This window comes from Planctomycetaceae bacterium, assembly GCA_041398825.1.
In the GTDB taxonomy this organism is placed as follows: Bacteria; Planctomycetota; Planctomycetia; order Planctomycetales; family Planctomycetaceae; genus F1-80-MAGs062.
This window is the reverse complement of sequence record JAWKTX010000006.1, coordinates 252,085-276,742: the sequence shown is the minus strand read 5'-3', so window position 1 is coordinate 276,742 and position 24,658 is coordinate 252,085. Positions and strand designations below refer to the sequence as shown.

The 24,658-nt window shown below is 53.1% G+C and carries 17 protein-coding genes; 9 read left to right on the top strand and 8 right to left on the bottom strand.

The window, feature by feature from the left end; all coding sequences use genetic code 11:
* The first annotated feature begins 6 nt into the window (after positions 1-6).
* Positions 7-1,656, top strand: a complete 1,650-nt coding sequence (locus R3C20_13065) for a SpoIIE family protein phosphatase (GenBank protein ID MEZ6041431.1) — start codon at positions 7-9, stop codon at positions 1,654-1,656.
* 39 nt (positions 1,657-1,695) lie between these two features.
* Here the strand turns inward: R3C20_13065 and R3C20_13060 are convergent, their stop codons facing one another.
* Positions 1,696-2,529, bottom strand: a complete 834-nt coding sequence (locus R3C20_13060; protein ID MEZ6041430.1) for an alpha/beta hydrolase-fold protein — start codon at positions 2,527-2,529, stop codon at positions 1,696-1,698.
* A 161-nt stretch (positions 2,530-2,690) separates the two neighbouring features.
* Between R3C20_13060 and R3C20_13055 the strand changes: the two genes are divergently transcribed.
* From R3C20_13055 to R3C20_13035, 5 genes are all read left to right on the top strand, one after another.
* Entirely contained in the window at positions 2,691-3,251 is a 561-nt protein-coding gene (locus R3C20_13055; GenBank protein ID MEZ6041429.1) for a sigma-70 family RNA polymerase sigma factor, read from the top strand.
* Between the two features lie 20 nt (positions 3,252-3,271).
* Positions 3,272-3,940: a hypothetical protein gene (locus R3C20_13050; protein ID MEZ6041428.1), complete on the top strand. Its 669-nt coding sequence runs from the start codon at positions 3,272-3,274 to the stop codon at positions 3,938-3,940.
* Between the two features lie 2 nt (positions 3,941-3,942).
* Positions 3,943-4,593 carry a hypothetical protein gene (locus tag R3C20_13045; protein MEZ6041427.1) on the top strand — a complete coding sequence of 217 codons (651 nt, stop codon included), beginning with the start codon at positions 3,943-3,945 and terminating at the stop codon, positions 4,591-4,593.
* Between the two features lie 60 nt (positions 4,594-4,653).
* A complete protein-coding gene (locus R3C20_13040; GenBank protein MEZ6041426.1) occupies positions 4,654-7,422 on the top strand; it encodes a DUF1549 domain-containing protein in 2,769 nt (922 codons plus the stop codon).
* A 62-nt stretch (positions 7,423-7,484) separates the two neighbouring features.
* A complete protein-coding gene (locus R3C20_13035) occupies positions 7,485-8,786 on the top strand; it encodes a DUF1501 domain-containing protein (protein ID MEZ6041425.1) in 1,302 nt (433 codons plus the stop codon).
* Between the two features lie 133 nt (positions 8,787-8,919).
* Here R3C20_13035 and R3C20_13030 read toward each other — a convergent pair whose 3' ends face one another.
* The 4 genes from R3C20_13030 to polA all read right to left on the bottom strand — a co-directional run bounded on the left by R3C20_13030 (position 8,920) and on the right by polA (position 18,471).
* Entirely contained in the window at positions 8,920-10,998 is a 2,079-nt protein-coding gene (locus R3C20_13030) for an ATP-binding protein (protein ID MEZ6041424.1), read from the bottom strand.
* A 93-nt stretch (positions 10,999-11,091) separates the two neighbouring features.
* The gene (locus R3C20_13025) at positions 11,092-13,497 is read right to left on the bottom strand and encodes a DNA topoisomerase IV subunit A (GenBank protein ID MEZ6041423.1); all 2,406 of its coding nucleotides are present in this window, start codon (positions 13,495-13,497) and stop codon (positions 11,092-11,094) included.
* A 407-nt stretch (positions 13,498-13,904) separates the two neighbouring features.
* A complete protein-coding gene (locus R3C20_13020; protein MEZ6041422.1) occupies positions 13,905-15,452 on the bottom strand; it encodes a tetratricopeptide repeat protein in 1,548 nt (515 codons plus the stop codon).
* Positions 15,453-15,693: 241 nt separating this feature from the next.
* Complete coding sequence (gene polA, locus R3C20_13015) at positions 15,694-18,471, bottom strand: DNA polymerase I (protein MEZ6041421.1); 2,778 nt, start codon at positions 18,469-18,471, stop codon at positions 15,694-15,696.
* 209 nt (positions 18,472-18,680) lie between these two features.
* On the opposite strand from polA, the gene rpsU reads away from it, so the two are divergent.
* On the top strand, positions 18,681-18,887 hold the full coding sequence (gene rpsU / locus R3C20_13010; GenBank protein MEZ6041420.1) for a 30S ribosomal protein S21: 207 nt from the start codon (positions 18,681-18,683) through the stop codon (positions 18,885-18,887).
* A 298-nt stretch (positions 18,888-19,185) separates the two neighbouring features.
* The gene (locus tag R3C20_13005; protein ID MEZ6041419.1) at positions 19,186-20,421 is read left to right on the top strand and encodes a cytochrome c peroxidase; all 1,236 of its coding nucleotides are present in this window, start codon (positions 19,186-19,188) and stop codon (positions 20,419-20,421) included.
* A 135-nt stretch (positions 20,422-20,556) separates the two neighbouring features.
* Here the strand turns inward: R3C20_13005 and R3C20_13000 are convergent, their stop codons facing one another.
* On the bottom strand, positions 20,557-21,039 hold the full coding sequence (locus tag R3C20_13000; GenBank protein MEZ6041418.1) for a hypothetical protein: 483 nt from the start codon (positions 21,037-21,039) through the stop codon (positions 20,557-20,559).
* Between the two features lie 230 nt (positions 21,040-21,269).
* On the opposite strand from R3C20_13000, the gene R3C20_12995 reads away from it, so the two are divergent.
* Complete coding sequence (locus tag R3C20_12995) at positions 21,270-22,250, top strand: phosphoglycerate dehydrogenase (GenBank protein ID MEZ6041417.1); 981 nt, start codon at positions 21,270-21,272, stop codon at positions 22,248-22,250.
* A 42-nt stretch (positions 22,251-22,292) separates the two neighbouring features.
* Here R3C20_12995 and R3C20_12990 read toward each other — a convergent pair whose 3' ends face one another.
* A complete protein-coding gene (locus tag R3C20_12990) occupies positions 22,293-23,012 on the bottom strand; it encodes a phosphoribosylanthranilate isomerase (GenBank protein MEZ6041416.1) in 720 nt (239 codons plus the stop codon).
* A 177-nt stretch (positions 23,013-23,189) separates the two neighbouring features.
* Positions 23,190-24,467: a PQQ-binding-like beta-propeller repeat protein gene (locus tag R3C20_12985; protein MEZ6041415.1), complete on the bottom strand. Its 1,278-nt coding sequence runs from the start codon at positions 24,465-24,467 to the stop codon at positions 23,190-23,192.
* Positions 24,468-24,658 lie beyond the last annotated feature (191 nt).

The window sequence follows — 24,658 nt, the reverse complement described above, 5'->3', positions numbered from 1 at the left end:
CAATCGATGGCTCGAATTGTTCTCCTGAAAGACGGTCAGACGGTTCCCTACGAACTGGGGTCATTCCCGGCGAGGCTGGGGCGGCATCCTGACTGTGACATCCAGCTGGATTCCAACATGGTTTCGCGATTCCACGCGCAGCTGGTTCAGGAATCCGGCCGCATCTACCTGGAAGACCTGGGGAGCGGAAATGGATCGTTCGTCAATGGTCGGCAGGTCGAAAAACATCAGCCGTCACCACTCAAGGATGGAGACCGAATCAAACTCGGCCCACTCAAATTTCGCTTCGAAGATGAGCTGAACCGCAGTGGCTCATCGATTCTGGACTTCGGCCTCAATGTCGCGGATGGCGGAACGTCCACGATTATGGGCTCCGCGTCAGCCAAGGGATACGGGCTGCTGGAAGTGCGCCCGGAAGAGAAGCTTAAGGGCATACTGAAGATCAATCAAAGCCTTGCCGGGTTGATTGATCTGAACGAAATCGCCCCAAGGGTCCTGGATGCTTTGTTTGACATCTTTCCTCAGGCGGACCGCGGATCGATCATGATTCGTGACGAACGACTGGGAAAGTTTGTTCCGGCCGCCCAAAAGCGGCGATCCGAAGCCGATGATGAATCAGTTCGATTAAGTCGAACGGTCCTGGAGCGTGTGCTCAATGATAAGGCAGGCATCCTTTCTGCCGACGCCGCAAGTGATTTTCGCTTCAGCGCCAGCGAGTCGATTTCGAGTCTGACGATTCACTCAATGATGTGCGTGCCGCTGCTGGACATGGAAGGCGAACCGTTTGGCGTCATCAATCTGGACAGTCAGAATCCGATGAAACGCTTCACGGATGATGATCTGGAGATCCTTCTGGCCGTCGGATCTCAGGCCGCCCACTCGTACGAGAATGCAAGACTGCTGCAGACGTATCTTGACAAGCAAAAGCAGGACAAGGAGATGCGTATTGCAAGTAATGTGCAACGAGCTCTTTTGCCCGAGAAACTACCGGACGTGCCGGGATATCGCTTCTTCGCCTCCTACGATGCTGCTCAGGAAGTCGGTGGGGACTACTTTGATTGTTTCATGATCAGCAGGACGAAGGTTTGTATTTCGTTCGGTGATGTTGCGGGAAAAGGAGTCCCGGGTGCGCTGATCATGTCACGAATGTCCAGCGTGGTTCAGAATACGATGACGTTCACAGACGACGTCGCCACTGCGATCGCGAGGATCAACTCGCACATGTGTCACAACATGGTGGAAGGGCGATTTGTTACCTATATTCTGGGCGTGATTGATCTGGAGACAAACACCATCACTCTGGCGAACGCCGGGCACATGTCCCCTCTGATCAGAAAGCCCAATGGTGATGTTGAAGAGTTTGAGGATGCCATGATTGGCATACCAGTAGGAATTATGGATGACTATCCATACGAAGTGCATCAGCGAAAAATAGCCCCCGGTGAACTTTTTGTGCTGATAACAGATGGCGTTGACGAAGCGATGGACCCGGATGGAGATCTATACACGAAGGATCGAGTCAAAGAATTCGTCAGAGCCGGCTCAACTGATCCGGACGAGCTTGGCAAAGCCCTGCTGGCAGACGTCCGCAAACACGCGAACGGTCGACCGCAAAACGATGACATTACGATTATGACATTCGGGCGGTTGCCTTAATCCGATCACGGAATATCGGAAGAGCGAATACAGCAGGCTTTAAATCACTCCTGATAGTCCCTTTCGGATGTGCTGAAACACCGGGGCGGCCATGTAGTTGAAATAGTCCCATGAATGCCCGCCCGCTGATGTTTCCAGATCCCTTTCATGCAGGATTCCTGATGACGAAAGCTTCATTGCCAGTCTCGCGCAGCCTTCGTACCAATCATGGTCCATGGGGTCACAACAGAAGAACTGATAACGTGGCCACGCGAGCGGATGCAGATTGAGCACCACTGTGTGTTGCCGACATGTTTCGATGTCCGGGAAGATGTCATCGAGTGGAAGGCCATTTCCGTATAATTGGTGGAAGTCCACGGCAGGTGAGATTGCGGCGACCACTGGAAATCTGCTGGCGTACCGATAGGCCAGTTGTAAAGCTCCCTGCCCACCCATGCTGACTCCGGACACGGCGATTCGCGGTGTCGCTATTCCAAATTGTTGTTCGATGAATGGGAGGAGCGTCTGGATCAGCCAACTCTGAGGGGTTTGCAGCTGGTCGAACTCAGGACAAACCAAATCCAGCCACCAGCTTCGTTTTCCATCCGGACATACAGCAATCAGGTTATTTTCGAGGAGCAGCCGACTGTAAACAGGGTTTTCGTTCAGCATCACCTGGCCATGTCCATGCAGGAAAAGCACGGCCGCGTCGGGCTTTGTCGCTGAATCAACCGGGGCAGGATGAAAGACATCCACCCGTCGGCCATCTACCGTTTGCGTTTGCCATCGCGAAAGGATCTCGGCATCGTTCAATCCCCCTACCCTGCCTGATTGGTATTCTCCGGCCCCACGGGGGCTGTTTGAATTGAACATGTCTTTGAGTTTGTCGAACATGGGGGTTCCCGATCAGACGTGCAGAAGCAATTTGGTACGCACCGTAAGCGTTTTTCCGGAGAATTTCTGCATGAAGACCTTTGTCAGAAGAATTTTGAAATAATCCGCTGCTCAGCGACATCGTAGTTTCGCCAGCGAGAATTGTGATTGGAGATGTTCGTTTGGCGGAGTCGGATAAAGAACAGCCTGCACCACAACGGCATCCCGCGGTTGAACGTGCCTGTGTCGACTTCGCTGTGGAACTGAAATCCCTTCTGGCGGGGATGTTGCGAAGTAAAGATCTGGCAGAAGAAGCCTATCAGCGCACTGTAGTGAAGGCGATGCAGGCGTCCTTTCAGGTACGAGAAGAGACTCTGAGAGGCTGGCTGTTTCGGATTGCGGTCAATGAAGCGCGTTTACTGCGTCGAGAGGCGAAGAGAGATACCGATCGAATTCAGAAAGCAGTGGAACAGGGCTCTTTCGAGTGGCTGAAGGATTTACTTGGTTCTTGTGGGTCGGCAGAGCAAAGTGCAATGAGGGAAGAGGTTATCGAGAAGGTCAGGAAATGCCTCGCACAGCTTCCACCAAAACAGCAACTTGTCATCCACCAGCGAATCTTCATCGGAAAAGCTTTTTCGGAGATTGCCGGGGATATTGATGTTCCGCTGGGGACCGTTTTGACCTGGATGCGTCGCGGATTGGAACAATTGAGGAATGATGCAGAACTTCAGGACCTTTGGTGACGGAAGCAGGCAGCGTGGTCATGTCGCGTGAAGTTTACTCCCCGGATGTGAAGATGAGCGAAGCAGATCGTTTGTGGTTTGCATTTCGCTACATCGCGGACGAACTCTCTGATTCGGAAATGGAGTTGTTCGAAGACGCTTTGCTCGAAGACGAGCGGCTGCAGAAGTCCGTCATTGAAGCGACACGCTTATTGTCCACGCTGAAGATGTCCTGCGACGAATGGCATTTCACGAAGTACAATCCATCTCCGGCTTTGCATCAGAACAGTCGGTATTCGATCCGGTCCAATACATCTTCCAGCATTGTGGCCATGGGCATTGCTCTCGCAGCTTTAACACTCGGTTTCGTCTTCGTGAGCCGTTTCGAGAACAATCATTTTCAATCGCCAACCGTCGCCCAGCAATCGTCGCCTGCGTCAACGAAGGCGGGACATGTCAAGAATGACGCGGCGGATCCCGATTCCGTGTCAAGCGACGACCTCAGATCCGCAGAACAACTTCTTACGCTCTACGCAGTTGAAAGTGCATTTCAGGAACCATCGTCCATTTGGCCAGGCGACAGTCCTGACCAGGAGATTGAAGACGAACTGAATGTGCCAACATGGCTACTGGCTGCAATTCAGCTGGATGCAGCAGCCGATATGCCACATCGCGATATCGACGCCGATGACAAACGGGAGGTCTTCTGAGAATGATTTGCACCTCCAGACAACTGATTTGCTGTGGCGTGTTCTTCTGTGTCACCTGTATTGCCACCGGCCGTGTTTCGAGCTGCACACCGGATGCCGGGACAGTCCGAAGCCCGAAGTCTGAAGCTCCCGAGAAGGCAGAGAAGATAGATGCGGAGCTGGTGCTGGCTTTTGCTGACAAGCACCACCCGGAATTGGCTGTTCTGCTTCGTCATCTGCAATCAGCCAAATCGAATGAGTTTGAGCGGGCCATTCGACAGCTTTCTGCTGAGATCACTCGTCTTGAACGCAGTCTCGAACGAACTCCACAGCGATACAAATCCGATCTTGCATCATGGCAACTTGAATCCAAAGCTCGCCTGTTGACCGCAAGGTGGGTGATGTCGAGAGATCCTGAACTGGAAGTACAGATTCGCAAGTTACTACGGCAGCGTCGCGAACTGCGGCTGGAACAGATGCGGCAGGATCGGCAGCGACTTGAGGAAAGACTGGCAGCGACAACGGATCAGATTAATGCGGTGGAAAGTAATTTGGATCAGCAGGTCGATGACGAATGGCAACGGCTTGTTCGTCAGACAGGAGCTGCAAGAAAGTCTGTCGGCGAAAAGCCACGGGTGGGTCAGCCCGCTCAAGAATCAAAACAAGTCGATTGACTGAAACCGATCGAATAAGACGAACGTGAATTTTAACTCACGCAATGAGGTGTTTGAATGATGGTTCTAAGGTCTTGCCTGACGTACACCAGGTTTGGATTCGGGTTGACGGCGCTGGTGCTCTCAGCAGCAATCGGAAGTTCCGCTTCCCACGCCGCCGATAAGGACGAGATGGCCTCGGTCGCCGTACGCTACGGCGACGCAGCGTTTCAGGATTCTCCCGACTTTCAAAAGCATGTGTCTCCACTGCTTGGCAAACTTGGATGCAACGGCCGCGCGTGTCATGGCTCGTTTCAGGGACGAGGCGGGTTTCGTCTTTCTCTGTTTGGCTATGACTTCAAGTCGGATCACGATGAACTCACCGGACGGATCGATCCGGATGATGCCACGGCAAGTCTGATTCTCACAAAACCGTTAATGCAGGATCCTCACGAGGGTGGGCGTCGCCTGAACGAGGGAAGCTGGGAGCACCATTTGCTCCTCTCATGGATCAGAAATGGATCCGCGGGAATAGATGGCGATCCGATTAAACTTCAATCCCTTGAAGTGACTCCACGGGAGATTCAGTTTCAGGCAGAAGGTGAAAGTACGCAGCTGAAAGCGGTCGCAGTCTGGGCGGATGGATCTCGTGAGGATGTCACTACACTCTGCCGATTCCAGACGAATGATGACCTGATTGCTGATATTGATGCAGAAGGCAAAGTCCTGTCCGGAGCCACTGGTGATACCCATGTTGTGGTGTTTTATGACAGCGCAGTGATTCCGATTCCGGTGATGCGTCCCGTCACCGACAGGATTGGCGAAAACTATCCGGAGACTCCAACGCCGACAAAGGTCGATGAACTGATCGTGCAGAAACTCCGTAAGATCGGAGTTGTACAGTCCGACCTCTGTACCGATGCTGAATTCCTGCGTCGCGCTAGTCTGGATGCCACAGGCACGCTGCCAACTCCCGATGAAGTTCGAAGTTTTCTGGCCGACACTTCTCCCGATAAGCGTTCCCGCAAGATCGACGAATTGCTCGAACGCCCCGGTTATGTGGCCTGGTGGACAACACAGCTTTGCGATTTCACCGGCAATAGCGACGAACAATTGAACAACGTGACTCCTGTTCGATCAGCCGCCTCCCAGCAGTGGTACGACTGGATCTTCAAACGAGTGCAGGAGAACGCTGGTTATGACGACATCGTCGAAGGAATCGTACTGGCCGTCAGCCGCGAACCGGGCGAAACGTATGAAGAGTATTGCCAGAACATGAGCGACCTGAATCGGCCACAGCCGAAAGGCGAATTCGCCGATCGTTCGTTCCTGCCCCACTACTGGGCTCGCCGAAACTTCAGGACCTCAGAAGATCGAGTCATCGGGTTTGCTTACACTTTCCTGGGTTCACGTATCCAGTGCGCGCAGTGTCACAAGCATCCATTTGATCAGTGGACACAGGACGATTTCAAGCAGTTCGAAGGCTTCTTCAAGAACACCAACGGTAATTCGACGGCACCTCACAATGGGATCCGCAAGCAGTACAACGAAATGACAGCCCAGCTGTCCGGTACCGATGGACTCAAAGGTAACCAGCTGCGAAATCAGTTTGCGAAACTACTGCGAGAAGGAAAGACGGTTCCATTCGGAGAAGTGATTCCAACTCCTGTTGCATCCAATGCGAGAGCAAAGGGTAAAGGAAGACGCGAAGCCGCTCCGAACGCCGGCCCGACAGCAAAATTACTCGGCGGGGAAGTCATTCAGCTTGCAGATTACGAAGACGTCCGAAAGCCACTCATGGACTGGCTTCGTTCTCCAGAGAACCCCCTGTTTGCAAAGGCGTTTGTTAATCGTGTCTGGGCGAGCTACTTCAATCGCGGCATCGTGCATCCATCCGATGACCTGAATCTTGCCAATCCACCGAGCAATGCAGAACTGCTGGATTACCTGGCAAAGGGATTCATTGAGAACGACTTTGATATGAAGTGGGTTCATCGATCGATTCTGAATAGCCGTACTTATCAGTTGAGCTGGGTTCCCAACGCGACCAATCGACTTGATGAAAAGAACTTCGCACGTGCCATACCCCGCCGGCTGCCAGCCGAAGTCGTCTGGGATATGATGGCCCAGGCTCTGGCAAACAACGAAACGAATCAGGCTATTGTTTCGAGTCTTGATGACCGGGCACTGGCCATTGCCGGAGCAAATTCTCGTCAGGACCGGAGTGCTGCTGCGTACGCTTTGACCGTTTTCGGGCGATCGATTCGAGAAAGCAATTGTGATTGCGATCGCTCCTCAGAACCAAGTCTGCTTCAGACAATCTTCATTCGCAACGATGGGCAACTTCTGGCAATGATGGATGACCGTCAAGGATGGCTCGCCGAGGTTGCGAAGCAACACAACCTGAATTTCTCGGCCTCTGGAAATGATGCTCAGGCAGCTGCAGCGTCACGACGCCTGGAGCAGGCGAAAGAGCGTTATCAGAATCAGGTCAAGCTGATTCGGCGGAACCTGGAGAAAGCCAGGAAAGCCGAAAACCAGAAAGAGATTGACCGGCTGCAGGCCCAGCTGCGCCGACTGAAGGATCAGGCCGAATCGAACGGGCTGGCAGACATTTCAGACTCGAAAGTGTCTGATGATCATGCAACGAAAAGAACGGCCCTCCCCAAAGGCTGGGATTCCGTGAAGCTTGTCACTGAGGCATATCTTCGCTCGCTCTCTCGTGAGCCTGAAACCAGCGAGCTGGAGATTGCACAGCAATTTATCGAACAGGCAGACGATCCGATTGACGGTCTGCGGAGCGTTGTCTGGTCTTTACTGAATACCAAAGAGTTTATTGTCAACCACTAGTTAATTGAGCGAGTTTATCGCCTCTTCTGATTCAGAATTTTGTTCTCTACGGAGTTATAACAATGGCATTCTTCAGAACATGTGATGGTGTTGGACGCCGCGATTTCCTTCGAGCAGGCGTTGCCGGAGGAGCCGGTCTGTCGCTTGCAACGTATGCTCAGATGGCACAAGCGGGATCCCTCAAGCCGGGAGCGAAAGCAAAGGCGGCGATCTTTGTGAATCTGAATGGTGGTCCGTCGCACATGGACACCTTCGATCTCAAACCTGATGCTCCGGATGAATATCGAGGAGAGTTCTCTCCCATTCAGACGAATATTCCCGGGATCTATATTTCAGAACACCTGCCAAAACTGGCAGCCAGCATGGACAAGTTTACCTTGCTCCGAGGCGTCACGCATGCAGTCGCCGCTCACCAACTGGGCACCGAATACGTCAACACCGGAAACCGGCCACTGCCATCGCTGGAATTTCCTGGCTACGGCGCTGTTGTCAGCAAAGAGCTTTCAGGGCCCCCTGAACTGCCAACCTTTGTTGCAATTCCAAAGAGCGCTCAGCGACCCGGCTATCTGGGTGTTCGTTACGCCCCGATGAACACCACTTCCACACCAACAATTGGCACGCCGTATCGCGTGCGTGGAATGTCACTCGCCAGCGGCGTAACAATTGAGGATGTTGAAAAGCGACAGAACCTGCTCAGCTCACTCGATCGAACCTTCGGAGAGTTTGAAAAACAGGATCAACTGCTGGATGGGCTCGACCAGTTTGGGCAACAGGCCCACACCATGATCACTTCCACACGTGCCCGTGATGCATTCGACATCAGTAAGGAATCACCTGCGTTTGCTGAACAATTCGGCAAGTCTGGATTTGGATCGAGCTGTTTGCTCGCCTTGCGACTGGTTGAGGCCGGGGTCCGTTTCGTCACGGTCACCAATGGAGGCTGGGACACACACCGCGACAACTGGAATGTGCTGAAGACGAAACAGCTGCCCGCTCTGGATGAAGCTTTGTCTGGCTTGTTCAACGGCCTCGCCGCAAGGGGCTTACTCGATTCAACCGTCGTGTACGTCACCGGCGAATTCGGTCGAACTCCAAAGATCAATAACGAGCGTGTTGGGCGCGACCACTATCCACGCAATATGTTCATGCTGATGGCTGGCGGCGGCGTCAAAGGCGGACAAGTCCTGGGCGAAAGCGATGCCACGGGCAGTCTGCCCGTCGATGAAGGTTTCAAACCGGATGATGTGGCGGCGAGCTTCTACCACGCTCTGGGGATCGATCATACAACCGAATATCACACATCAACCGGCCGACCGGTCATGATCGTTCGGGATGGAAACGTGATTCCGGCGTTGTTTGCCTGATTCAACCAGGCAGTCATCCACTGCAATCAACGGCAATCCCCGAAGCGGGCAGCGTAATGATACAGTCGCTGCCCGTTTTTTTTGATCGTTGCGGTCGATGATTTCGTGCCAACGAAGAGCCTCTCTGAAAGAATCACTCTTCGAATACTGGTAATTCGATGCTAAAGACGGTGCCTCCCGTGGGGACCGACTCGCAGCGGATGGAACCATGCATTTCACGAATTCTCTCTGCGGCGATGTACAGTCCAAGGCCTGTGCCATTTGATTTTGAAGACACGAAGGGCTCATAAATACCATCAAGCATTCCCGGCGGAACTCCCGGTCCATTGTCTGTGACACAAAGTTTGATAACTCGATGGCCATCACCAACAATGGACTCTGACAAAACAGAATTCACTGACGAAGAAATTGACACAACCCCATCCGCCTGGTCGCGAACAGCTTCAATCGCGTTCTTGATCAGATTGAACAACACTTCCCACATGGCTTCTTCACTGCCGGAAACGACAATGTTTGTCGCCTGAAGTGTCGTGATCAAAACAACGTGGTACTGTCGTGCCAGGATCGACAGAATGTGAAGGAGCCGTTGAACAATGTGATCCGGACGACAGTATGCGGTGTCGGCATTGGCTGGCCGGGCGTATTCCAGCAATCGACCTGTTGTCTGATTCAAACGGTCAATTTCGGTCAGGATCAACTGAATATCCTGCGCGCATTCATGACGTTCCCCCAGGTCTTCCAGCACCACTTGAGCAATTGTCTGCATGGAAGAGAGCGGATTCTTGATCTCGTGTGCCAGAGAGCCGGCAATCAGACCAAGCACAGACAGTTTCTCCGCCTGCATCGCTTTACGTTCTGCTGCAAGACGTTTCAGATCGACTTGTCGATTGTGAAGTGTCGCAGCAAATTGTTCGCAAAGCATTCTGAGGGTAGAAAGCTGTTCGATACCAAGTCGGTCATTTCGGTTGCGGGCACCAAGCAGTACTGCACCGTCAACGGATTGGAAACGAATAGGAACGGCCCACATTACCTCGGAACGCACCATCGCAGATTCAACAGCGTCGTTCAGATCATCGCCGCGATCCAGACACGGAACGTCCAGTGATTGCAGGGCTTTTAGTATTTCTTCTGTCTCACGATTCAGATGTGTTTCTCCCCACATTTCGATGCGGCATGAACGCACGTTGAAAGTGGACTGGATGACACTTTGAAACCAATGAATGATTTCATTGGGGGAGTCTCCGGATCGACGAGAGAGATCCACCGCAATCCGCCGAGCGGCTTCGCGTGTTTGCATCAAATCGCGGCTAACCAGGTTTCGTAAAGCCTCGCGAACTCGCGCGCGAACCGGCGTATAGGCCAGGACGGCCAGCAGTACAGCCAGTGATTCAATAAGTACAAAGTCCAGATCAATTGTGCGTTCCACGGCAGCTGAAATCGGTGTTACCACAAGGCGGTGCACCATCAGAATGGCCACAATTGCTGCCCCGTAAAGAATGGTTCTTTCCAGGACCAGTGGCAGCAGTCGTTGGCGCAGCGTGTACCAGACGAATAAAAGGGCTGGAATTAAAGGAAGTAACGTCGTTGTCAGCCGAAGCCACCGGTCAATCGGCGTGTCTGTTGCGACGGTGCAGTAGAGGATCACGCTTAATGTCGTGAGGACTAATGCAGCAATCAATCGCGAAAAGAAAGCGGGGGCTGATGGGGCGGAAAGTGAATTGCGAACTTTCCAGAACAAGACGGCAGCCATCAGGTCCGCGGAAAACAACCAGACCAGATAGAGCGGAATCATCGGAGCAACGACAGTCAGAAAGTCCCGGGAGACATTTCTGGTGACCAGCAGGATCAGCCCGGGTAACCAGAGAACCGGCAGATACAGAAGCGTAAATCGCCAGTCAAATTCGGGACGAGGATCCAAACCTGACTGCTTCAGCCGGAATGCAGCATGCAGCATTCCGGATGGCATCAGCAACAGTCCCGCACACATCGTCACAATGACCAGCTGATCGAGCCGCAATGCCAGAAGTCCACTCGAATCCGCAAGCATAACGTGCAGGAAACATCCAGCATGCCATAGCCAGCCACCAAATACCAGCACTCGCAACCATGCCGGGACAACACTGCGATTGACTCGCTCCATCAGGACAAGCAGCAAGGCCGTTGAAACAACGGCGGAGAATCCAGTCAGAAAGGCCTCGAGCGTTTGGAACATTTTCAATCATGTCCTCAACTACCGGCAGCGACCACGAAATCACTGCATAGTGAAACACATCGAGCCACTTTCTCTGATCACTCTGTACTGACGTTACTCCGTATTCCCGCCCACACCACCAAGTTCACTCCAGTCAACCAGTTCGATATCGGTCTGTATGAGTTCCACAAAGGCAGTGCGCATACTTGTTTTGACGCCTCGCCCACCGCGTGAAGTCACCTGATACTTGGTTTGCCCGAAGCTCAGTACCTTATCATTTTCATTTCGGACTTTCAGAGTATCACTTGGTCGGCTTAGCTGAACGACTCCAAGGACCTGATCGCCAACTTCCAGTTTGATGCCACGAACGCCTTTACCTGCACCGGAAAGAACAGGGATCTCGTCGATCCTGAAGTGTAGTAACCGCGCCTTTCGAGATGCGATGAACATGGTTTCGGCATCGGTAATCAAACCGACATAGATGACATCGTCACCTTTGTTCAGCCGACAGTATTTTCGACCAGCTTTGGTTGATGGTGTACGAAGGCTTTCGAACGGTACCCTCAATACATTTCCGAGGCGTGTTGCCACCAAAAGCATTACACCGACGTCGTCGCCTGACTCTTCCAGTGACGTGACGAATCTCGGGTCTGTCGTGATCGCATTCACAACAGACACGCCATCGCCAATTTTCGCTCGTTTGGCCAGAGGCTCTCCATATCCGCTGGATACCGGAAGCTGGTCAATCGGAAGCGTGTAAGCCACACCATCACTGCAAAAGAAAACAACATTGTCCAGCGTACTTCCTGGTGCGACCGTCAGAACAGAATCTCCTTCGCGAACGCGTGTCTTGCTGACACTGGCAAGCTGGCCGACCCGCTTAATCCAGGCATCTTTGGTGATCACGACATTCGTGTTCTCTCGAATGATGTAAGCCTGCGGGTCAAATTCGACCACTTCTTCGGATGACCCCAGCTCACTGCGTCGGGCATCACCAAATTCTGCGGCAACCTCTTCCAGTTCCGTCGTAATTAACTCCCACATCTTCTTCTTTGACTTCAGGATGCGTTCGATGCGGGCAGCCTCAGCACGTTTCTCAGCCAGTTCTTCGCGAATCTTGTCAATTTCCAGCTTCGAAATGCGATACAGCTGCAGTTCCAGAATGGCGTCTGTCTGTAACTCATCCAGAGGAAACTCCGCCATCAGCTTCCTGGAAGCGTCCTTCTTGCCGTCGCTGGCGCGAATAATCCTGAGAGCGCGGTCGAGTCCGTCGAAGACAATCTCGAAGCCTTCAAGAATGTGAATCCGTCGACGCAGTAGTTCAAGCTGATACTCAAGTCGACGCCGGACAGTTTCGTAGCGGAAATCCAGAAAGTACTGCAATTGTTCCTTCAGATTCAGCACACGTGGTACAAGGCTGCCGTGCTCATCAGGCACGAGGCACGTGGCGTTGTAGCTGAAATTCTGCTCCAGTGAAGTATGACGGTAGAGGTAAGCCATCACCGCGTCGGCATCGGCCCGACTCTTGAGTTCAATGGCAATCCGCAATCCGTTTTCTTCATTGGTTTCATCGTTCACAGAAACCAGTTGCGGTAGCTTTCTGGCTTCGACCAGATCACCAATTTCCGTCATCAGCGGGCCAGTCGTCACCCCGTACGGGACGCTGTAAATGATCAGCCGATTCGGAATCTCCTTCTTTCCTTCAACATCAAATCGCCATTCCCCGCGAACCTTGATGGCACCACGACCATTCTCGTAAGCCTCCCGCAAGGCGTTCCGGTCTGTAACAATTCGTCCACCGAGCGGAAAGTCTGGCCCTTTGACGAAACGCATCAATTGCGCAACAGATGCCTCGGGATTCTGAATGAGGTGCACGGCTGCCCGGGTCACTTCATTCAGGTTGTGTGGCGGCATGTTTGTGGCCATGCCGACAGCAATCCCAGAGGTCCCATTCACCAGCAAAGCTGGATAACGCGACGGCATGACGACGGGTTCTTCGTCCGCGGCGTCATAGGTCGGTCGCATGTCGACCGTCTGATAGCGAAGTTCGCTCATCAGATTCTCGGCAAGCTTCGACACTTTTGCTTCGGTATAGCGAGCCGCCGCTGCGCGCAGACCCATAATGGAACCAAAATTTCCCTGACCGACCACCAACGGATAGCGAAGGGTGAAATCCTGAGCCAGCCGAACAAGAGCTTCGTAGACCGCCATGTCACCGTGCGGATGAAATGAACCAGTGGTGTCACCGCAGATTTTTGCACATTTTCGTGTCTTCGCATCCGCTGTCAGCCGTAGTCGATCGTACATCACGTACATGATGCGACGCTGAACCGGCTTAAGACCGTCGCGAGCATCAGGCAGCGCTCGCGAGGTGATGACCGACAGGGCGTAATTCAGGTACCGACGCCGTGTTTCATCGCTGATCGCCACGAACTGAACGTTACTGTCCGGCGTTTCCGATTCGCCGGTAAACAGCCCATTTGAGCGGCCGCTTCTGTTATTCGACTTTTTCCGAGCCACCGAGGGCGTCCTCTATCCTGCGAGTACCGGGCAACAAAAGAATCACGACAGGGCTGCACGAGTCCCACCGGTCTGGCGGCGTTTCCCGTACACTTTCGTCGCGGTAGTTTAGCTGGAACGGCCGATTTACTCACGCCGATCCGGGAAACTTCCCGTTCTGTGAGACTGACGTTTCGTAGCGGCGAATTCGCCTCGGTAGCCATTCTCCCTGAACAGCCAGTGTCACCGGTGTCTACTGATCCAGGGCAACATGCCTGGCCGAACCCGTCGGTCCGATCCCCATAGGGGGCATCAGAGTGAATTCAGGACAGACGACAAAGAAAAGAGCTTCTGAGTTTCGCAGCTCAGAAGCTTTCGTTCGTTTTTCGATTCAATGATTCGAATGAACTGGTTCGAATGAACTGGTTCTATCGCTCTGCCACAATCTGGCCGTCTGCTGACTCGGGTGGCAACTCGGGCAGTTCCGGGGCAATTTCGTCGATGCTCTCGACGATTTTTGTCAGATTTTCAGCCACCGCAAGTTTCCTCGCACGTGCGAGATCACTCAGCCCCGGATCGTTTTGCCCCAACTGCAGTGCATAGTAACCCCGAAGATAGTACGAAGTGGCCGTTTGCGTCGCATCCATACCTTCGCAGGCTGTCATCGCCGCCGCAGACTCAATTGCCTTCTCAAAATGACCACGGTCTTCGTGGATACTGCAGCAATGAGTCAAACAGGAAAGCTTCAGCTCCAGATCCTCCGGGTTCACTTCGATTGCTGCCTGATAGCCCTTGAGCGCCTCATCTTCATCCTGCAGGAGCGTGGATCGATCGTGGTGCGACCAGCTGAGAATGATCCTGTTGGAGGTTCCCGACTGAATGACACGATCATAGTCTTCGATAGCCTTCGCCGGCTGATCTGCCGACGCCGCCCATGAGCCGCGTCGGTACCAATGAAGACTCTTCAAGTCCGGGTCAGCAGACACGGCTTCGATGGTTTCTGTTTCGATCTCAATCGCCGCTGCAAAATCCTCAGCGTCAACAAACGCCTGCGATTTCGCAGTCATGAAGTCGGAGAGCTTCTGCATCGCGCGATTGCGATCGGCCGTCGTCAGATTGTTCATCGCGAGTACTGTCTTTGCGTCCGCGATTGCGTCATCGATACGACCGATCCGGGCGTAAACGATGCTGCGATTGTGATACGCCAGCAAACGTGTCGATGTCTCGGATGAATTCAGCGCGATGGCAGCGTCATAGTCTGCAAGTTGTTCGTCCAGCCGATTCAGGGATCCATAGTCAACACCGCGGTTGTACAGCAGGTTTGTAATGAGATCGATATCCCCTGACGCCAGCTTGATTGCTTCGGTTTCGTCGGCAATGGCCGCCTCAAAATTTCCATCCTGCGAACGGACCATGGCACGCACCAGCAAAGCTCGCGCACGGAACTGGTCAGTGAGATCATTCTGAGCCAGAACGATTGGAATGTCTTCACGAGCCCAGGTGTAGTCACCAGACTCACAAGCCGCTGCTCCCCGGATGACGCGGGCCTGCAGCTGCTCTTCCTCCGGCAGATCCGAAAGCTGAAGTGCCTGAGTCGTCAACCGAATTGCCTCAGGATAATCCTCACGCCGAAATGCAACACGACCAAGCTCAAATCTGGCAACTGAGGACCATGGTGATGGCGTCGCCCCGTCATTTGCAATCTCTTCAAACTGACTCTGAGCTGCCTGTAGATTGCCCGCATCAAGAGAAGCGCGCGCATCGATGATTTTCTGTTCGTGCTCTGATGTGCCACCTCCGAGAGCCCTCAGCAGCACACAGCCAAGAATGACAGTGCGGCTGATTCGATACAGAGCGGATTCGCTCTTCTGGGGCTTTGGCGCCGCGGGCACTTGAGGATTCTCTGATGGGGACACTTCAGGTCCTGCTTCGAGCGTGCCCCGATAACCGTCAATCTGGTCCTGATAGTCTGCCACGATAGCCCTCGCATTTCGATCCAGGTGAAGTACATGAAGCTCTGCTGGCGCATGCAGAAATTCTGATCCAGCCTAGGTCATGATCAATTGCAGGAGGCATCTTTCTGTCCAGCGCCTGACTTTGTCACCCGTTTAAGTCGGGAGACAACCGCAAAATGCTGGCCTGGTGCCCCTGATTGATGAAATCGTTACGAAGTGAATAGTCGATTCAGCAGGTGTCCTTGCCAGAACTCGCAACCGGCTACGCCTCTTCCTGGTCGAGCCAGTTTTTTCCACTGGTGATGTCAACGACAAGCGGCACATCCAGTGGGATTGCATTCTGCATGGCTGGCGTTATCAGGTGAATGAGTTGATCGCAGTGCTCTGCTGAGACTTCGAAGACAAGCTCGTCATGGATTTGCAGAAGCAATGCTGCAGGGAGTTCACTTTCATCCAGAACTCGAGCCACGTCAATCATGGCTTTCTTTATCAGATCCGCAGCGGACCCCTGAATGACGGTATTGATCGCTGTACGTTCCGGCATATTTCTCTGAATGCCGGTCACGGATCGGATGCCAGTGATTTCTCGACGGCGATTAAGAATGGTTCTGGCAAATCCGCTTTGCAGTGTCTCTCTGAGAACACGTTCGCAGAATTCAGCCACACCTGCATATCGATCGAAATACTGCCGAATAAAATCTGCCGCTTCGCCCCTGGAAATCCCAAGAGCATTGGCGAGACCAAACGGCGTTTGACCGTAAATCACACCAAAATTGACGGCCTTTGCCACCCGTCTTTGATCGCTTTTCACTTCCTCCACCGGGATCTGAAAAACGTCTGAGGCTACCGCAGCGTGAATATCCACACCTCGCCGAAATGCATCCGTCAGTGCTTTATCTCGACTGAAATGGGCAAGGACACGGAGTTCAATCTGTGAGTAGTCCGCGCAAACAAGTTTCCATTCCTCGATTCCCGCTCGGAATGCGCGACGCACAAGCCGACCTTCTTCTGTCCGAATGGGTATGTTCTGAAGATTCGGGTCGCTGGCGCTGAGTCTGCCCGTCGAAGCCACGGTCTGATGGAAAGTCGCGTGGATTCTTCCTGTTTCCGGGTGAACCAGTTGTGGCAGCGCGTCGAGGTAGGTGCCCCTGAGTTTGGCCAGTTGTCTTCGTTCAATGATTTTGGCAGGCAAAGGATGGACCAGCGCCAGCCTCTCCAGGACATCCTGATCGGTACAAAAGCCGGTCTTTGTTTTCTTCAGAACTGGTAGTTTCAGCTGCTTGAACAATACGTCGCCAAGTTGTTTCGGTGAATCCACGTTGAACTGAGTACCCGCGGCGGCAAATATCTCTGCAGTCAGCTGCTCAATTCTGTCTGCTGCTTTATTCGACTGCCGATTCAGTTCCTCGACATCAACATAGATCCCTTTGTGTTCGAGTTCTGCCAGCACTGTAATCAGAGGCCGCTCCAGAGATTCATAAAGGTCATGCATGCTGTCTCCAGCCAGAGCTGCTTTCAGACTCTGAGTCACTGTCACCAGCATGTGCAACCGAAGCAGCGATTTTTCGATGGATGTTGAATCAGATCGGGCGTCTGGCTTTTCGCTTTCTTCATCAAACATCGTCTTTTGACGTTGGGGCCTGGATCTCCCGACAACTAACAAGTTCCGGGAGGAATGACGGTCCGCAACGTCGCTGAGTTCATGCTCCCGAGCACCGGCGTCCAGCAAGTAGTCTGCAATCGAAGTGTCAAACAGTTTTGCTTTTGGATGGATATCCGCATTGAGTGAGGCGTGCAGAAAGGCCTTTCCATTGGGTAGCGCAATCTCACCGGCAAAACTGGAAAGCCAGGTGAGGAATGCACCGAAGAGCGACTCGTCGCCACTTCCTGCGGTGAGGTCCGACTTTCTCTCCACAAATTCAGAAAACCAGAAATGCCCCTGACCGTCGCTGAATCCGATGGACTTGAATTTCAAATCTCTCAGCAATCCGTCTGTGATAGACGCATCCAGAAATACGGTGGACGTGGCCTCGAATTGTGACAGGACGTTTGATAGTTCGGCGGGACTTTCAATGGCCTGAATCTCGTCGAGACTGATTTCACGCTTCGCTGTTTTCCCGGAACGCCGGGATGATGTCTTTCCTGCATTCTCGCTGCCGAATACGGGTGCAATCTCTCCATCCGCATCGTTGTCCCGCATCATCGCGGCGTATCGTTTGAAACCCAGTCTGGTGAACAGTTCGAAAAGAGCCGGTCGATCAGGCTCGGCAACCCTTGCGTCCTCAAGATCAAACCCAAGTTCCAGATCATTTCTCAGGGTCACCAACTCTCGACTCATTCGAGCCTGGTCAGCGAACTCAACCAAATTGGCCTTCACGATTTTTCCCGGAGCATCCGCTGCATTGGCAAGGATGTTGTCCAGGGTTCCGAACTTCTCGATCAGCGTACGCGCAGTCTTCGGGCCAATCTTCGGAACTCCGGGCACGTTATCGACGGAATCGCCAACGAGCGACTGAAAGTCGATCACCTGATCCGGCCGAACGCCCCAGTCTTCCATCAACCCGGCCTCGTCAAGAAAGACGTTCTTCCGACAATTGTAAAGCCGTACATTGGGCCCCAACAGCTGGCGGATATCCTTGTCGCTCGACACAATAACCACATCCAGTCCGGCTTCGGTCCCCATCCGTGCAAGGGTAGCGATGACGTCATCTGCCTCCCATGTAGCGCATTCCACGGCGGCAATTCTGAATCCGGCCAGTACCTCCTTAATCAGTGGAATCTGCGGTCGAAGATCCTCAGGCATCTCCGCACGATTGGCCTTGTACGCTTCGAAAATCTGTTCTCGTTGCCCGGGACCGGGCGAATCGAACGCGCAGACCAGATGAGAAGGCTTCTTCTCAAGGATTGAAAGGAGGTCACGAGTGATCCCGAAAACTGCATTTGTTGGCTGCCCCTGCGTTCCCGTCATTGGTGGAATCGCATGAAACACCTGAAACATCAGGGAAAACGTATCGATGACGTAAATGCGGTCTTTGCTCATTGGGGAGAATGCCGATAGAAATCGTCCAGTTCGCCGATCCGGAGCGGCACAGAGCCTCAATCTCCCGATCAAAACGCCACAGCGTCCGAAAAATGGGTTCTGGCTGCAAATACCTGAGTACAGGAATTTGCAAATCGAATCCTGTTTGGTAAATTTAAGCGGTTCAATTTCAACAACTGTGCAAGTGTGCACACAATAGGAGGTTTTTTGTGGTTAAGCTGCGTTTGCGTGATAATGAAAGTGTGAATGAGGCGGTTCGACGATTCCGTAAGCTGGTTGAGCATGCGGGCGTCAAGAAAGAGATGCGCAAGCGAGAGTTCTACGAAAAACCGAGTGACATGCGACGTCGTGATCGACGCCGAGCCGAAATGCGAGCTCGCCGAGCGAATCAGGAGCCAACCCTGGATCTGAATTGATTCAAACGCGGTTTGGCAGAATCGGATGATCGATCTATTCGGTGTCCGGTTACGAAAGTAGCGAGTCCTTCATGGACTCGCTTTTTTTTCGCGCAGATGCGGCATGATCGACATTTGAATTGCCGGCATGCACATTGGTTTCCAGATCAGAATTAGTGTAAGGTGGCTCCGACACCGGTCGTCATGAGCAACGTCTCGTGAGTTCACTTCCTACGGTTTTGTTGCGTTCATCTTTGTTGCGTTCATCATTGTTGCGTTCATCATTGTTGCGTTCATCATTGTGATCAGGAGTTGCTTCATGAAGTTCGTTCGGGTTTCTCTTAAGGCTCTCGCCACGCTTGTGATAGGCGTCGTTTCGACCGCATCTTCATCGGCAGCCGACGTCAATCTGGCTGAAACAAACCTCACCAGTGGAATACCAGGGACAGGACCTCTGACCGAAGAGCAGTTGAAAGACTGGCTGGCCGATTCTTCGAATCACGAAACACTCAGCATCAACCTTCCTCTGGGCTTGTCTCTGGGCCAGTCGCAGATGAAGGGCCTCGAAGAGAACCCATTGACCCGAGCCAAAATTGAACTCGGACGGCAACTTTATTTCGACACTCGATTGTCGGCAGATAACACGATCAGCTGCGCGACCTGCCACCATCCTCAGGAAGGGTTTTCGCGTCACACGAAAACCGGTGTGGGAATCGCCGGCCAAATGGGAGGTCGAAATTCTCCCATCAGCTACAACCGCATCCTGAGCGACAAGCAGTTCTGGGATGGTCGGGCGGCGTCGCTGGAAGAACAGGCGGTAGGTCCGATCCAGAATCCCATCGAGATGGGCAATTCTCATGAAGCATGCGTTGGATCACTGGCAGAAATCCCGGGTTACCGGATGCAGTTCGAAAAGATCTTTCCGGGAGAGGGTGTGACAATTGAAGCGGTCGGGAAAGCGATTGCTGCGTTTGAACGCGTTCTCGTTACCGGTCCGTCGGCGTACGACTATCAAGAAGCCTATAAGAGATTTGCTCAACTGGAACCAGAGGACCTTGAAGACCTGAAAGAGGACGCTCCGAACGTTTACGCCCAGTACGAAATGTACAGAAAATCTGTGAACGAGCAGCCGATGTCCGAGAGTGCTGTGCGAGGCATGGAGCTGTTCTTCAGTAAGCGAGTGGGCTGCAGCAATTGCCATGTTGGCGCGAATCTGGCAGACGAGCAATACCATAACCTGGGAGTCGGAATGGATGCTGCTGAACCGGATCTGGGGCGATTTGTGGTGACGAACGTTGAGAAGGACAAAGGTGCTTTCAAGACCCCAACGATTCGAAATGTCGCACTGTCTGCCCCCTACATGCACGACGGCAGCCTTCCAACGCTGGAAGCGGTCGTCGAACATTACAATGTGGGCGGAACGAAAAACAAATGGCTTAGCGACAAGATGACTCCGCTAAATCTCAACGCGCAGGAAAAGCTGGATCTTGTCGAATTCATGCGTGCCTGCACGGGATCGTTTCCATACGTCACTTCCGGGCGTCTACCTGAATAAGCCATGCTCATTGAGATCTGCCATCTCGACAAAACATGGCATTACCAGGCTCAGCCGCGGCCAGACAGGTTCCATTGAACGGAATCTTCTGTCCGCGGTTTTCTTTTGCTCCGCTCATACGGCCTGAGATTCATCTCAAGCCGTTGCAGACCGCAAGCGGGCTTCGAACTTCCCAATCTCACGCCGGAGTTCACTCAGGAACCGAGGCAGATAAAAGCTCTGGACCGTAAGCGGTTCATCCGGTTGAAACTGACTCACAGAGCGTGCATGAGATTCAAAATTCGACGGTGAAATGGCCCACCCTTCGACCGCGGCCCAACCCATTACGATATGGATATCATGCCCAGTCATCTGGCAGGCAACCCATCGCGTGTATTCATCACTAAAATCAAACGGCAAATAAATCAGGTCGCCGTCGTTGATGCTCTCAAGAACGTGCAGCCATCCTTTCAAGAGCAGGTTCAGACCACGCGTTACGGACATCGGCATGCCTGCATTCTCCGGATCCAGGCCCAGATAGTATGTTTCACCAGTCCGTTCCTCCAGGCCGATTCGTACCAGGAACCGGTCTTCAGAAGTGAGGCGAAGTGAAAGCACACTGTTTTTTTCTTCTGTCACGTTGGGCAGATCCGCTGGAGGACATTCGATCGCAGGCAAATTGTTATGCCGGAGGAAATGAAAAGGCAGAAGCCGGATTCATTCAAATTTGACGAGAACATGCTACCGTGAGACTCCACTGCGTGCAGCTACGCGGCAGGAGTTTATTTCAAGCATGACGTTTTCTCCATTCACTCAGAGAGTCTGACGTCACGAACCCAGTGGTTGTTTTTGAAGAAATCGGTCGATCCATGATACGAGTGTTATGCACGGCGCTAAGTGTTGAAACAGGGGCTCATTTCAAACTGCTTCGTGATGCTGGATTTGAATGCAATGTCGTCGATCGCAGCCTGAATCTCTGGGACGAGACCGTTCTTTCGAATGCTCTGCAGGGTTACCAGGCGGTCCTGGCCGGATCCGAGCCATTTACTCCTGCGGTATTGGCAGCTAATCCGCAAATTCGTGTCCTGTCACGATACGGAGTTGGTTTCGACGCAATCAATCTGGAAGCATGCGATGCTCAGGGAATTGTGGTGGCAACAACTCCAGGACAGAATCACCACTCAGTCGCCGAGCATGCAGTGGCAATGATGATGGCCGTGGGGCGAGGATTTCCGGCATATGACATGCAGGTTCGACGCGGCCAGTGGAACAGGGTCGCAAGACCAAGAATCATGGGCAGCACTCTGGGATTGCTTGGGCTTGGCAGGATCGGCCAGGCGGTTGCAACGCGTGCTCTTGGACTGGGGATGAATGTCGTCGCCTACGATCCGTTCCCACCTCAGGCTTTTCTGACCGAGTACCGTGTGCAAATGGTCCCTCTGGAACACATCTGGGAGAAATCAGATGTCATCTCGCTTCACATGCCAGCGGGACCTGACACTCGACATATCGTCAATCGAACAAGTCTTTCCCGCATGAAGGACGGTGCGGTGCTGATCAATACGTCACGCGGTCCGCTGGTGGACGAGTCTGCTTTGATCGATGCGCTCAAGAGCGGCAAGCTGCGCGGCGCAGGACTGGATGTCTTTGAAGTAGAACCACTGCCCGTCTCCAGTCCGCTTCTGATGATGGAGAACGTACTGCTCAGTGGTCACATTGCGGGGCTTGATAACGAATCCCACGACGACACCTGCGCGATGGCTGCCCAAACCATCATCACACTGTCACAGGGGGGCTGGCCAGAGGGATGCATTCAGAATCTGAAGGGTGTTACCGACTGGAAATGGTAGCTGACAACAATGCATTTTATCTCCAACGAAATCCGGCCGTGTTCAGCAACGCGGCCGTTTTGCGTTGGCGATAAACTGCTCCACCCGTTCAATATTCTTCTGCCCTGGTGAATCCTCGACCCCGCTGGCTGTATCCACTCCCCAGGGTGCATGACGTGTGACAACCGAAGAGACAGTTTCGGGCGTTAAGCCACCGGCAATGACAACTCGATGTCCGACAAATGCATGGCAAAAGGTGTCGATAACATCGGGATCCACCATCGCCCCGGTCCCGCCGAATTGCCCTGCAACGAGAGCATCCAGCAGAAAGACAATATTCGGTATTTGCACGGCCAGGCCTCGGCAGTGCTGAATCGCCTCTTCGAGGCCCGACCGGTTTACGCGCACAGCGCGGATCACTGTTATGTCATCGCACTCACGGTGGACCTGCTGGATGTCATCGATACCTTCGCCCCCGTGAAACTGGATGGCATCCAGATCAAGCTGTTGGGAGATTCGAATCACATCTTCAGCCGGGCTGTTCACAAACAAACCCACAACATCTACCATGTGTGAACGACGCAACGATAAGCGAGTCAACTGACGGACCGTCGGAGAGTCGTCTGAGGACACTTTCAGGGTGCGACAGATCGATTCCGCCGTCGCCGGAGTTACGAATCGTTTTGAACCTTCGAAAAAATTCAGGCCGACGGCATCGATACCGGTCCTCACCGCATTGACGGTATTTGCCACGTCAGTAAATCCGCAAACCTTCACCCACATTTTTCTTCGGTCCCTGGACAGCCGCGCCAGCGCACGGCTCATCTCAAAACATGCAGGTAAAGGCGCGTGACATTCAGGTGTCCCGGGGATTCTTACGGATTCCAGCCGGATGGGAAGATTGCTGGATTTCGCTTCAATATCTTGTGCCGAGACCACGTTCCTATCGGCCCGATTTGTTTACTGCAAACAAAATAGATGGTTTTCACCGCGGATAATCAACTGATTGTCGACGGGAGCAGGTGTGGCATCCACGGTTTCATCAAGGCTATTGACCGCGACGACTTCCAGCTTGTCCGAATCCTTTATGACTACGGTCGTGCCGTTTCTTGCAGTCAGGTAGATCGCCCCACCTGCAGCGACAGGCGATGCATAGATGGTGTCAAGTCTTGGCAGTCGTTCGGCCATGTAAAATGGCCTTCCCGTACGGAAATCAACGCACGACAACTGCCCTGTTTTTCCTTTGTGGAAGTAAAGGCGATTGCCGGAAAGAAGTGGTGATCCGATGTCTGGCGTATCTCGATCAATCGTCCAGACGACATTCTTTGAGTTCTGAATATCGCCTTTTCCCGTCAGCTGAAATGCACCGATGAACGAACCGCGATGACCGCTCCCGACTATAACCAGGCCATTGGCTGCCACGGGTGAAGCGCAGGGACGCTCGGTTTGCCCGGCGCATCGCCACAACTCCTTCCCGGTATTCAGGTCGTATGAACGAGCACAGGTCTGACCGTTCATGATCACTTGCGGTTGGCCGTTGTTGTCAACGACCAGCGGAGTTGCCCAGCACGTTGGTTCGTCGCGATCTGCCTTCCACACTGTTTTGCCTGTTGCCTTGTCCAGTGCATAAAGAGCGGAAGGTCCTTCGTGATCCCATGGAATCAGTATCTTGTCTCCCGCCAGAGTCGGCGAACTTCCTTCTCCGAATCCGTTTCGTGTTTGCATCTTGCCAAAGTCGTCTCGTTTCCAGACCAGTTCTCCATCCATCGTGTAGCAGTAGAGCCCGCGTGAACCGAAATGCGCGTAAACGTGTTCCCCGTCCGTACAGGGCGAGGCGGACGCAAAGCTATTCGTGTTGTGGGTTGGTTCATGAGGTGTCGCGACGATGGCCGTTTGCTGCCAGATAACGCTCCCATCGGCTCGACTGTAGCAGAGCACTCGAAAATCGAGTTCCGAAAGTCCTCCACCGCCTCTCCTCCCCGGGACGGGAGTGGCTCCCCTTCCAGTTGGAATCGCCGTCGTAATGAAGATCTTGTCGCCCCAAACAACGGGAGAACTGGATCCGCGCCCGGGCAATTCCACTTTCCACTTGACGTTCTTCGTCGCTGACCATTCCGTGGGAGGATGAGCGTTCTTCGCTACGCTGTTGCCATCCGGACCTCGCCAGTGTGCCCAGTTATCCGCAAGAACCGTTGTCGTTGTCGACAATAAAAGCGAACACAGAAAAATACTTCGCATAACTTGCAATCCAAAAGCGTAGGTGAGGTGCAGGCTGAGGGGAAATTTGACTTCGGCCTTTGCCGTTCTCAAATGGTAGTTCAATTGTTTGGCGTTGCGAAACTCATTTGCATCGCCGGGCGGTCACAAATCATTGGATTTGCCGATTCGATCTGCCAGACTCCGCGACACTGATTCCAGAAAACAAAAAC